9 protein-coding genes are annotated in these 13,054 nt (G+C 41.8%); 3 read left to right on the forward strand and 6 right to left on the reverse strand.

Going from position 1 to position 13,054, the window contains the following annotated elements:
* Positions 1–13 precede the first annotated feature (13 nt).
* Both ACO6HM_RS04125 and ACO6HM_RS04130 read left to right on the forward strand, forming a co-directional pair.
* Entirely contained in the window at positions 14–598 is a 585-nt protein-coding gene (locus ACO6HM_RS04125; RefSeq protein WP_485389902.1) for an LptM family lipoprotein, read from the forward strand.
* 94 nt (positions 599–692) lie between these two features.
* Positions 693–1,385: a 5'-methylthioadenosine/adenosylhomocysteine nucleosidase gene (locus ACO6HM_RS04130; protein ID WP_485389938.1), complete on the forward strand. Its 693-nt coding sequence runs from the start codon at positions 693–695 to the stop codon at positions 1,383–1,385.
* Between the two features lie 103 nt (positions 1,386–1,488).
* Here ACO6HM_RS04130 and ACO6HM_RS04135 read toward each other — a convergent pair whose 3' ends face one another.
* From ACO6HM_RS04135 to glgB, 6 genes are all read right to left on the reverse strand, one after another.
* Positions 1,489–1,758, reverse strand: coding sequence for a hypothetical protein (locus ACO6HM_RS04135; protein ID WP_485389903.1), 270 nt, complete (start codon positions 1,756–1,758; stop codon positions 1,489–1,491).
* A gap of 6 nt (positions 1,759–1,764) precedes the next feature.
* Positions 1,765–4,260 carry a glycogen/starch/alpha-glucan phosphorylase gene (locus tag ACO6HM_RS04140; protein WP_485389904.1) on the reverse strand — a complete coding sequence of 832 codons (2,496 nt, stop codon included), beginning with the start codon at positions 4,258–4,260 and terminating at the stop codon, positions 1,765–1,767.
* A gap of 381 nt (positions 4,261–4,641) precedes the next feature.
* Positions 4,642–6,660, reverse strand: coding sequence for a glycogen synthase (locus ACO6HM_RS04145; RefSeq protein WP_485389905.1), 2,019 nt, complete (start codon positions 6,658–6,660; stop codon positions 4,642–4,644).
* 64 nt (positions 6,661–6,724) lie between these two features.
* Positions 6,725–7,843: a glucose-1-phosphate adenylyltransferase subunit GlgD gene (gene glgD / locus ACO6HM_RS04150; protein ID WP_485389906.1), complete on the reverse strand. Its 1,119-nt coding sequence runs from the start codon at positions 7,841–7,843 to the stop codon at positions 6,725–6,727.
* Between the two features lie 21 nt (positions 7,844–7,864).
* Positions 7,865–9,052: a glucose-1-phosphate adenylyltransferase gene (locus ACO6HM_RS04155; protein ID WP_485389907.1), complete on the reverse strand. Its 1,188-nt coding sequence runs from the start codon at positions 9,050–9,052 to the stop codon at positions 7,865–7,867.
* A gap of 21 nt (positions 9,053–9,073) precedes the next feature.
* A complete protein-coding gene (gene glgB, locus ACO6HM_RS04160; protein ID WP_485389908.1) occupies positions 9,074–10,957 on the reverse strand; it encodes a 1,4-alpha-glucan branching protein GlgB in 1,884 nt (627 codons plus the stop codon).
* Positions 10,958–11,425: 468 nt separating this feature from the next.
* On the opposite strand from glgB, the gene dnaX reads away from it, so the two are divergent.
* Positions 11,426–12,997 (forward strand): DNA polymerase III subunit gamma/tau, encoded by a 1,572-nt coding sequence (gene dnaX / locus ACO6HM_RS04165; RefSeq protein WP_485389909.1) that lies wholly within the window; start codon positions 11,426–11,428, stop codon positions 12,995–12,997.
* The last annotated feature ends 57 nt before the right edge of the window (positions 12,998–13,054 follow it).

Below are 13,054 nucleotides of genomic sequence, written 5' to 3' on the forward strand. Positions count from 1 at the left end.
AAAAGGATGGCGTATGAAGAAATTATTAGTTTTAATTTGCTTAAGCCTGTCAATCAGCACCCTATGTGCTTGTGGCAGTAAAGGAACGCGTGGAGGAAAAAACGCAGAATTATCTAGTGAATTCACCTTGGAAGCAGGAAGTGTTGAAGGTGGCATAAAGCTAGATAATATATTGTTTGCAAAAGAAGTGACCAAGGCAAAAGTCGGCTCTCTTTCTGCTGATAAAAACGGAGTGGCTCTTGGATTTTCACTAGACGAAGAAGAGACCGAAAAGCTGATTAACCTTTTTCAGCTTGCGGATATCTCAGGAGTTGAGGCTGACCAAAGCGAGTATAACTTGACTGCCATGAGAGATAGCTATGGATATACGATTGACTTTGTAGACGGTACTGACAGGTTCTATATGGGGGTATCAAGGCTTACCTGCTTTACTACCGCTAAGGAGAACTATCTGGCTGTAAGAGAGGAAGGCGGAGGCACAAAGCTATACAGGATTGGGCTTTCAGATGACATAGTATCATTCTTAAATGATGTGGTTGCAAAGAACTACGACCCTTCTAAGGGAAGAACAGGCTGGTTTGACAAGGTGTTTAAATGATTCCGGGATTGTGTCATATAAAGCCCTGGGAGGCCATTCACCGATGATGTGTAAAATAGCAATCAAGTTATTATAACAATAAGGAGACAAGATGATTACAGGTATAATAGGTGCTATGGAAGAAGAGGTAGCCAAGCTTAAGACTGAGATGACCAGGGTCATAGAGAGCAAGAAGGCAGGTATGAACTTCTTAAAGGGCAAGCTCTTTGACAAGGATGTGGTTGTTGTTAGAAGTGGCATAGGTAAGGTAAATGCAGCCATCTGCACCCAGATACTTGTAGATGACTTTAAGATAGACAGGGTAATCAACACCGGAGTTGCAGGAGGCCTTTACAGCGAGCTTGAGGTGGGAGATATAGTGATATCAAGTGATGCCCTCTACCACGACTTTGATGTGACAGGCTTTGGCTACAAGGAAGGTGTGATACCTAGGATGGAGACCTCTACCTTTACAGCGGATATGAAGCTTGCTGCCAAGGCTAAGGACATCTGTAATAAGGTAAATCCTGATATCAAATGCTTCATAGGCAGGGTAGTAAGCGGTGATGAATTTGTAAGTACGAATGAAAAGAAAACCTGGCTGGTAGATAAGTTTAACGGCTACTGTACAGAGATGGAAGGCTGTGGAATAGCTCATGCTGCATATCTTAACCACATTCCCTTCATCATTGTAAGAGCTATTTCAGATAAGGCAGACGGTAGCGCCAAGGTAGACTACAGTGAATTTGAAATGAAGGCTATCGAGCATACAGTGAAGCTTATGAAGGAGCTTGTAAGGGAGTTTTAATAGGAAATGTCATCCAAAATGCCTAATTAAACAAATAATAAAGAATCCTTTTATGCGACACCACGGATGGTGAATCCCGCAAAAAAGGATTTTTTATTTTATCTTAGTCCTCTTCAATAACTTCAATCTCAAGGAAGTCAAAGTCAATTTCGTCTACAAAATTATACTTTGTGAATCTGGTTTTGCTGCTTTTTTTAAATTCACTTATATTTTTGTCCAGCCAAAGAGGCTTGCTAAGGTCATATGCATAGCAAGCCTCATCTATTGCATGAAAGATTTTTTTAGTTCTATTCAGGGAAGAATCACTGTTTTCAATTGTCATATTCTTAACTATCTTCCCTGAATCTATTATTTTTATCCAAAGTCTAAACATTGTTACCTACTTTATAGGCTTGATTCCCCAGATTTCATCAGCATACTTCTTAATAGCTGTATCAGCTGCAAATCTACCCGCAGAGGCAATATTTACAAGGGATTTCTTAGCCCATTCTCTCTGATTCTTATAGTCATTCAACATTTCATACCTTGCTCGGCAGTAGTCACCAAAATCAGCCAGACACATATATGGGTCAGCAATTCCGTGGTCGCCTACAAGGAGGTAGCGGTGGATATCGGAGAAGTCGTTACCGTTGATACCCTGTTTTAGGTAATCTACGGCTCTCTTAAGACGGTGGTTCTCCTCATAGTACTTATAAGGGTTATAACCGTCACGCCATCTCTCCTCGACCTCTTTATCTGTCATACCGAAGATATAGATATTATCCTTACCTACAGCCTCTGATATCTCCACATTTGCCCCGTCAAGAGTACCTAAAGTAATGGCACCATTTATCATAAGCTTCATATTGCCTGTGCCTGAAGCTTCCTTGCCGGCAAGGGAAATCTGCTCAGATATATCGCTGGCAGGCATAATCTGCTCAGCCATAGTTACCCTGTAGTTCTCAAGGAAAACCACCTGAAGCTTCTTGCTGATTACAGGATCCTTAGCTATCTCTTCACCGAGGTCAACGATGAGCCTGATGATGGACTTAGCCCTGTCATAGCCAGGAGCAGCCTTTGCAGCAAAAAGATAGGTCTGTGGGACTATATCCAGGGCAGGGTTGTCCTTTAAGTCAAGGTAGAGTGCAATAATCTGAAGTGCATTAAGAAGCTGTCTCTTAGACTCATGTAAGCGCTTAACCTGAACATCAAATACCGAGTCAGGATTTATTTTGATGCCTGAATCGTGATACAAAAGCTCGGCAAAATCCTTTTTATTGGCTGCCTTAATTTCTGTAAGCTTGTCAAGGATAGCATTGTCATTGCTAAATGCAAGCAGCTTTATAAGCTCAGGACCATTCTTCTTATATGAACCACCGATTGTCTTATCAAGAAGGGTGGCAAGTCTTGGATTTGACTGGCAGAGCCATCTTCTGTGAGCGATTCCATTGGTAACATTGGTAAATTTCTCAGGAGTGTCATCATAAAAATCCTTAAATACGGACTTCTTAAGTATTTCAGAATGCAGCTCAGACACACCGTTTACACTATGTGAGCCGATGATGGAAAGATTAGCCATGTGAACCAATCCACCCGATATAAGTGCCATGTGGGCACACTTATTCCAGTCACCTGAGAATTTGTCAAAGATTCTCTTGCAATGTCTTTCATTAAGTTCGTGGATAATCTGGTATATTCTAGGAAGGAGCCTCATCATCATGTCCTCAGGCCATTTCTCAAGAGCCTCGGCAAGTACGGTATGATTGGTATAAGCAAGGGTCTTGGTTATGATGGCAAAGGCATCGTCCCAAGAATAGTGATGTTCGTCCATAAATATACGCATAAGTTCAGGAACTATCATAGCAGGATGGGTATCATTGATATGTATAGCCACCTTATCTGCAAAGTTATCAAGGGTTGGATAGTATTTCATATGGTCCGCAATTATGTTCTGTGCAGAAGCAGACACAAGGAAATACTGCTGTTTCAAACGAAGCTCCTTGCCCTCGTAGTGGCTGTCTCTAGGGTAGAGAACCTTGGAGATGAGCTCAGCCTTGTTGTTGCCAAGGGTAGCCCTGGCATAATCACCCCTTGAAAAAGAATTCATATCAAAGGTATCTATATCACGGCTTCGCCATACTCTAAGTACACTTACACCCTTACTGTCCGCACCTGATATCATCATATCGTAAGGAACGGCTTCAACCTCTTCGCAGTCTACCTGCTCGGTAACAAGTCCCTCATCCGTCCAGGTTTCATTGATCCGTCCACCGAACTTTACTACGAAAGTCTTGTCTGTACGAGGCGAGAGCCATACTTCACCGCCCGGAAGCCATACATCAGGAAGCTCTATCTGCCAGCCTTCAACTATCTTCTGACGGAATAGTCCATACTCGTACAGGATGGAAAATCCGGTAGCAGGGTAGTTAAGAGAAGCAAGGGAGTCCATAAAGCAGGCTGCAAGCCTTCCGAGACCACCGTTGCCAAGTCCTGCATCAGGCTCCATTTCATAAAGCTCCTCTAAGTCATAGCCATGCTTTGCAAGAATCTTCTTGTACACATCGGTCAGACCTAAGTTGTAGAGGTTGTTCTTAAGTGAACGCCCAACAAGAAACTCCATACAGAGATAATATACCCTCTTACCGCCGGACTTGTTGTTAGCCTGCTTAAATTCACGCTTTTTGGCAAGTAAGATATCCTTAACAGTAATTGCTGTTGCCTTATACACCTGATCCTTTGTAGCCTCATCAAATGAAGCTCCAAAATGTCTGGATAGTTTGTCTACAATCGCCTCTTCCACTTTTAAGGCGTTTGTAGACGAAGCTGCCTTGGTTTTTGTCACAGGAGCGGCAACTTCTTTCTTAGTAGTACGTTTTTTATTAGTTTTATTAGACACAGTGACCTCATTTCTTAGGGACTATCCCTATGTATATTAATTCATAATGCGCTAACCATAATTATCACATAGATTTGGCATAAAAGCAAGTTATTATGAAAAATCATCACTTTTACCTTGTCTATAATATATTGATACAAGTGCCAAAAGTATAAAAATTCGATTTGAACTTGTTCGCAAGATAATCTATTATCTTTTTACACCCATATCATATAATCAATATAAGAGGCAGCTTAGCAAGCAAAACACCTCATCATACAGCTTACACTATATGAATAAGGTGTTTTGAAAGGAAGGCATAAGCCTTTATACATCAAACTTTAATTAATCGGATATTTCCATAAATCTCTAAAAGGATATCCGCTCATCTGCCTTAGCTTCTTATCTTCCTAAAAGCCAGCTATACATTTCATCATACTTATCAGCGGACTTAGCCCAGCTAAAGTCAATGGTAGAAATGTACTTACGAAGCTTGTCCCAGCCCTCAGGATTGTTGTAGTATAGGTCGATTGCACGGTAGATAGCATTTGCCATGTCATCAGGATTGTAGTCAGCAAAGGTGAATCCGTTGCCTTCACCGTAGCTACAGTCAACTATCGAATCCCTAAGGCCACCGGTCTCCCTTACGATAGGCACTGTACCGTAGCGGCAGGCTATCATCTGTGATAGTCCACAAGGCTCAGCCTTGCTAGGCATAAGGAACATATCTGCACCAGCATATACCTTTCTTGAAAGGTCTTTGTTGTATGTAATCATTGCAGATACCTTGCCGTTATACTGATTCTGCAGCCAGATGAAGTAGTCTTCGTACTTTCTGTCGCCCTTACCGAGCACAACAAGCTGTACCTCGCAGTTTCTTACGATATTTTCCATAGCCTTGGTAATAAGGTCAAGGCCCTTATGAGCAACAAGCCTTGATATGATGGCTATTACAGGCACTCCTGCATCCTCCCTAAGCCCTGCAAGCCTCTGAAGCTCAAGCTTGTCCTGAACCTTACCGGAGAAATCAGTAGAAGTAAAGTTATGGGCAATAGCTATATCTGTAGCAGGATTATAGCCCTCTGTATCTATACCGTTAAGTATACCTCTGGTCTTCCAATTATTTTTCTTAATCATATCCTGAAGGCCGTGAGCATATGCCGGATCTTCAAGCTCCTTTGCATAGGACTCGCTGACTGTTGTCACACAGTCACTTGTCTCAATCGCACCCTTTACAAGGTTTATACAGCCTTCATACTCTACATAAGCACCTGCTTCAGGTGGAAGGTCAAATACGGTAGGAAGTATCTTTAAGTCATACTGTCCCTGATACTCAATATTGTGTATAGTAAATATCAGCTTAATGTCATAGTGATATTTGCTGTTGTTGTATATAGGTATGAGGGCTGTCTGCCAGTCATTTGCGTGAATGATATCAGGCATAAAGTCTATGAAGTAGAAACTGTCCATTACAGCCTTACAGAAGAAAGCGTATCTCTCGCCGTCATCATAGAAGCCATAAAGTCCATCACGGTGGAAGTAGTATTCGTTGTCGATGAAGTAGTAGGTCACGTTATCCTGCTTTAACTCAAAAAGTCCGCAGTAGAGATTTCTCCAGGAAAGTCCTACATTGTAGTTGCAGAGATACTTAGCAGAGTTCCTATACTGTTCACCGATATCACTGTAATAAGGCATCATAACTCTTACGTCATAGTCGCCTCTGGCTGCAAGTGCCTTAGGAAGACTTCCAAGAACCTCTCCGAGTCCGCCTGTGGCAGCAAATGGAAGAACCTCAGAGCCTACAAAAAGTATCTTTTTCTTTTCAGGAGCAGCCTTTTTAGACTTTTTAACCTCTTTGGTGATTTCTTTATTAATCATAGCAGCCACCTGTTCCACATTATCCTTTGTTTCTTTTACCTCAGCTTTCTTGCGGCCTCTCTTAGCAGGCTCTTTTGCCTCAGCCTTCTTTCGTCCTCTCTTGGCAGGCTCTTTTGCTTCAGCCTTTTTTCGTCCTCTCTTGGCAGGCTCTTTTACCTCTGCCTTAGAAGCAGCCGTAGAAGTTTTTTTAGCCTTCTTCTCAGCCTTGACTTCCGTATCCTTGGCTTCTTTTTTAGCTGCCTTCTTTTCTTTATCCTCAGCCTTTTTTCGTCCCCTCTTAGCAGGCTTAGTGTTATCTTCAGCCTTTTTTCGTCCTCTCTTTACTGGCTTAACAGTTTCCAAAGTCTCACTTTCTTTTTCAGAGGAAGCTTTAACTTCGGCCACAGGCTTGGTTTCTTTTGCCGGAGCATCCGCCTCAGCAGCCTTTGGTTCTTCCTTTTTGTCAGGCAAAACCATTACTTCAGCCTGTTCTTTAACTTCTTTTTCGGCAGTCTTTGCAGCCTTCTTGTCTGTTTCTTTATCCTTAAGCTTCTTTCCAGCCATATTGACCTCCCTTTATATATGGTTACAGAGCCCGAAATAAAACCTATCGGACTCTTTAAGTTATTTAGAGTACGGAGTTCTTATCAATAAAGAACGGATGTCCCTCACAGCCACTCAAGTATCTTCCACCACGAACTACTACACGCTTGTCCATAACAAGGTAGTCGATGGCTGAGTTTCTTTCAAGGACACAGTCCTGCATAACTACACTGTTACGGATAACTGCACCCTGAGCTACACTTACATCTCTAAAGAGTATGGAATTTTCAACTATACCGTCTATACGGCAGCCATCTGCGATTATAGAGTTTTTAACTCTTGCATTTGGACCGTACTTGGTAGGAGCGGAGTCCTTAACCTTGGTATACACAGGATAGCTTGCACTGTGGAAGAGCTGCTGGCGGGCGTCCCTGTCAAGAAGAGCCATATTAGCCTCAAAGTAACCGGCAAGTGTATCTATACAGGTAAGATGTCCTGTATATTCATAGCCCATTACCTTAAACTTCTCAAGACGAGGTGCAATTATATCTCTTGAAAGGCTTACTGTACCGTAAATAATTGAGTCACGCACAAGATCCTTAAGCAGCTGACTGTTAAATACCCATACATTAAGGGAGAAATTCTTCTTACCGCTTATGGATTTCTGAACCTTAAGATCGGTGATTCTCCCCTCTGCGTCTATTTCAAATATGCTGCTAGGACGCTCTATATTCCTTGTTGATTTGTTCTCTGCATATACGCCGGTTATATCCGCACCTGAACTCTTGTGGAATTCAAGGATCTGGTCAAAAGGAAGGTTACATACTATGTCACAGTCCGACATTATAAAATAATCCTCATCACAATGCTCTATGAATGTAACTGAATTCTGAAGAGCCTCAAGCCTGTTGGTATAAAGTGGTCCACTGCTTGCCTCACCAAAAGGAGAAAGGATGATGACACCTTCATTCTTTCTTGCAAGATCCCAGTCCTTACCTGAGCCCACGTGTTTCATAAGACTCTGGTAGTTTGACTTGGTAATAACGCCTACCTTGGTTATGCCGGCATTTACCATATTGGAAAGTACAAAGTCAATCAGTCTGTATCTTCCGCCAAAAGGAACAGAAGCCATTGTACGGCCACTGGTCAGTTGTGAAACATTTTTATCATGAATATTTGAAAAAACTAAACCCGCTGTTGCCATATTAACCTCATTTCTTATCTTTTATTTAATATCTTCTTCAACCATAACACCTGCATCAACATGTTTTCCTTCGCCAACTGTTATATTTGCACCTACCACGGTAATATCTTTTTCAGAATCATTCTCACCTACAACTGCGTTATCACAGATATTGCAGTCTGCATCAAGGATGCTGTGGTTAATCTCTGCATTTTCGCCAATCACTACATTTGGCATGATGACGCTGTTTCTAATAACAGTGCCCTTTCCTACCTTGATACCGGAGAAAAGAACGGAGTTGATAACGGTACCTTCTATATCGCAGCCCTCTGCTATGATGGAATCCGAAATCTTAGCATCATTACCGATGTACTGAGGATTGAGAGGGTTGTGGCGGTAAGATATCTTCCAGTCAGGATCAGAGAGGTCAAGCTCAGGTGCTTCACCGAGGAGGTCCATATTTGCTTCCCAAAGGGAGCGGATGGTACCTACATCCTTCCAGTAGCCCTTAAATGGATAAGCATAGAGTCCGCACCCGTCTTCAATCATAGTAGGGATGATATTTTTTCCGAAGTCGTTTGAGGACTTAGGATCCTCTTCGTCGGCCTTAAGATAATTCACAAGGATATCTTTATTAAATATATATATACCCATGGAAGCCTTGGTGCTCTTAGGCTTAGCAGGCTTCTCTGCAAATTCCACTATCTTATCATTGTCATCTGTGGAAAGGATGCCAAAACGTTTAGCTTCTTCAAGAGTTACCTCAAGAACAGCTATAGTTACATCCGCACCTTTTTCTTTGTGGAATTCAAGCATCTTGTTGTAGTCCATCTTGTAGATATGGTCGCCTGAAAGGATGATTACATATTCAGGGTCATATCTCTCTATAAAGTTTATATTCTGATATATAGCATTTGCAGTTCCCTTATACCAGTCAGCCCCCCTGCTCTTCTGGTATGGTGGAAGAATATGTACACCGCCGTAGTTGCGGTCAAGATCCCAAGGAGAACCATTTCCTATATAGTCATTTAATTCTAAAGGCTGATACTGTGTAAGTACACCGACTGTGTCGATGTCCGAATTGATACAATTTGATAGTGGGAAGTCTATTATCCTATACTTGCTTCCAAAATACACCGCCGGCTTGGCAACTTTTTTGGTAAGAGTATAAAGCCTGCTTCCCTGACCGCCTGCAAGCAGCATAGCAAGGCACTCTTTTTTTCTTAACATAGAAAAACCTCCTGTTTATTGTTATACGATTACAACCGCAGCTAAGGAAGGGACGGTAATGGAAATATAATTCTCTTTTCCGTTAACCTCGCCCTTTTTGGCAGTTAGCTTACCTTCATTTAAGATACCGCTGCCGCCGTATTTAACATCATCTGTATTAAAGACCTCTTTATATGGCTTTTTCTTATCAACACCAATGTAGTAATTCTCTCTGGTTACAGGTGAGAAGTTGATTACAAATATGATTTCTCTGCCTGATTTAGCCCTTCTCTTATAGGAAATGATATTGTGGTCTGCATCATCAGGATTAATCCACTCAAAGCCTGACCAGTCATCTTCGATTTCCCATAGAGCTTTGTGTTCGAGGTAGAAATGATTCGCATCCCTTACAAAGTCGTGAAGCTTGCGGTGGGATTCAAAGTCTAAGAGATTCCAGTCGAGTTCTTTAGTAAAGTTCCATTCATCAAACTCACCAAGCTCGCAGCCCATAAAGGTAAGCTTCTTTCCCGGATGACTAAGCATATACATAAGAAAACCTCTAAATCCGGCAAACTTCTGGTTATAGTCTCCAGGCATCTTGTTAAGGAGTGAACCCTTTCCGTACACCACCTCATCATGTGAAATAGGAAGTATATAATTCTCGGAATAAGCATATATCATAGGGAAGGTCAGCTTCTGGTGTTCATATTTCCTAAAATAAGGGTCTGTTTTTATGTATGAGAGACTGTCATTCATCCAGCCCATATTCCACTTGTAGTGGAAGCCAAGACCTCCGCTTTCTGTAGGACGGGTAACAAGAGGCCAGGCAGTAGATTCCTCTGCTATCATGATAGTGCCTTCGCTCTTTGTAGCAATAGCGTGGTTCAACTTCTGTAAAAATGCTATGGCCTGGAGATTCTCGTGTCCGCCGTTTTCGTTAGGACACCACTGTCCGTCAGGTCTGTCATAATCAAGGTAGAGCATGGCAGCTACAGCATCTACACGTATTCCGTCTATGTGGTACATTTTAGCAAACATCATAGCACTTGATACGAGGAAGGACTGTACCTCAGCCTTGCCAAAATCAAATATAAGTGTACCCCAGGACTTGTGCTCACCCCTTAGTGGATTAGGATCTTCATAGAGCGGGGTACCGTCAAACCTTGCAAGGGCAAAATCGTCTTTTGGGAAATGTGCAGGCACCCAGTCGATAAGGACTCCAAGTCCTGCTTTATGCGCCTTGTTTACAAAGTACATAAAGTCAGCAGGGACACCGTATCTGGAGGTCACTGAAAAATATCCCGTTACCTGATATCCCCAGGAGGCAGGGAAAGGATATTCTGTGATAGGCATAAGCTCAAGATGTGTATATCCCATATCTTTTACATAAGGGATAAGTTCATCCGCCAAATCACGGTAATTAAGAGGATTGCAGTCTTCGTGCATCTTCCAGGAGCCTACGTGGACCTCGTATATGTTCATAGGAGCAGGCTTAAATATATCTGCTCTATTCTTAAGCCACACAGCGTCAGACCACTTAAAACAGTCATCCATAAAATATACCTTGGAAGCAGTTTTGCCGTCAGTTTCACTGTGGTATGCATAAGGGTCTGCTTTATAATGTGTTGAATAGTCCTGATGGGTGATTGCGTATTTGTATGCACTGTATTCAGGCACATCAGGGATAAAGGCTTCCCATACGCCCTCAGCGATATGCTCACAAGGGGAAGCGGATTCGTTCCAGCCGTTAAAATCACCGACTACAGATACATTTCTGGCATTTGGAGCCCATACCCTAAAAACAACCCCTTCTTTTTTTCTCTTGGTAGTTTTGTGGGCACCAAAATATTCATAGGCAAAGTAATTCTCGCCTTCCTTAAAAAGCTGTAGTTCCTTAGGAATTTTTTTGACTTTTGATTTAACCATACTTTGACCTTCCTTAGTTAATCTCAAACTATTCACCTTAGCGTCAGGCAGCGGTTAGAGAATGTATATAGATGTCACAGATGAAGTAGTTTGGAAGCTTTTTTGACAACCCATAAATCTATTAATAATGGTTGCAAAAAAGTGAATATACCTTTATAGTTATTATACTTATAAATTGGATTATTTACAAGGTTTTTATGCGTTTTATCTAAAAAAATATCAACAAATTTTAAACTTTGTGTATAATAATTACAAGAATAAAGACAATATTAGAGTTTATACAAAATGGTTTGATGAATTATCGCGGTTAAACACCGTATTTTAGGGTATTGTATTTTAAATTACAAGAACTATGGACAATAATCCGGCGGCAATTTGTATGAGATAATTTATTATTTTTAATGAAGAAATTTTGAAATAAAGGCTAAGAACATAAAAATAATTTTAGAGTTTAGACAGGAGGAAGAGATGTCGTACACTGCTTTATATAGAAAGTTCAGGCCAAAGGGATTTGATGAGGTAAAAGGACAGGACCAGGTGGTGACTGTACTTAAAAACCAGATTAAGCACGACAAAATCGGGCATGCTTACATGTTCTCGGGAACCAGGGGAACGGGTAAGACCAGTGTGGCTAAGATATTTGCCAAGGCTGTAAACTGCGAAAATACAGTAGATGGAAGCCCTTGTGGAGTCTGTGATACCTGTAAGAAGATAGGAGAGGGAAGGACTCTTGATGTAATAGAGATAGATGCCGCTACTAACAACGGTGTAGACAATATGCGTGAAGTCATAGAAGAGGTGAAATATTCCCCTACAGATACAAAGTACAAGGTTTACATCATAGACGAGGTACATATGCTATCAAGCGGAGCCTTTAACGCCCTGCTTAAAACCCTCGAAGAACCGCCTGAATACGCTATCTTTATATTGGCGACAACCGAGCCTCACAAGGTACTTCCAACCATCAAGTCAAGATGCCAGAAGTATGACTTTAGGAGGATATCGGTAGAAACAATATCTGAGAGGCTTAAAGAGCTGATGGATAAAGAGGGGAATACCTATGAAGAGGAGGCACTTAAGTTTATCGCAAGGAAGGGAGACGGCTCCATGCGTGATTCCCTCAGCCTCCTTGACCAGTGCCTTTCATTTTCATTTGATGAGACTCTCACCTATGACAAGGTCTTAGAGGTGCTTGGCTCAGTTGATACCGACCTTTTTAACAAGCTCTACATTGCCATAGTAAGGGGAGATGTGCCTACCTGTATGGATGTGGCAGAGGAAATATCTATGAGCGGCCTTGATATAGGCCAGTTTGCCCTTGATTTTACCTGGTATTTTAGGAACCTGCTCTTACTAAGGGTGTCAAAGTCGGCAGCGGGGAGGATAGAGATAAGCTCTGATAAGCTTGCAGAGCTTAAAGAGGTAGCAAAGATAGGTGAGGAAAATGATTTGTACAGGTACATAAGGATATTTTCCAAGCTATCCGCAGATATTAAGTACTCTACCTCAAAGAGGGCTGAGCTTGAAATCGCCCTTATCAAGCTGTGCAGGCCGGAGATGGAGGAAGACAGGGAGAGCCTTATTGCAAGGATAAATAAGCTTGAAACCATAATTGAAAATGGAGATTTCACTGCACTAAAGAAGGTAGAGCTGCCATCAGAAGCAGAGGAAGTTATAGAAAATGAGCCTGAGGAGGCAGCAAAGGCTCTGCCTGATGACATAAAGAAGATAGCGGCTTCATTTGGCAGCATTAGCAATGCAAAAGAGGTAGTTCAGCCGTTAAAGACTGTACTAAACAACGCAAGACCTTATTACTCGGAAAACGGCAACCTTCTTGTGCTTGCGGTAAATGAGCCATTTGACAAGGAATGGCTTGACAAGGAAGAAAGCCTTGAGCTGATAAAGAAGCTGATTGCTGAAAAGCTTCATGTATCCGTGGAGATTAAGTGCAAATTCGAAAAAGAAGCAAAGCAGGTGGGCGATGTAAGGATGACAGGATTTGACAAGGTTGCTCCGGGCTTATTGACATATGAGGATTAAGGGAGAGGTATTTCTTTTCTTAATACATTGAGAAATAACCTAATATTCTTTGCATCT

The organism is Catonella sp. (genome assembly GCF_057250765.1).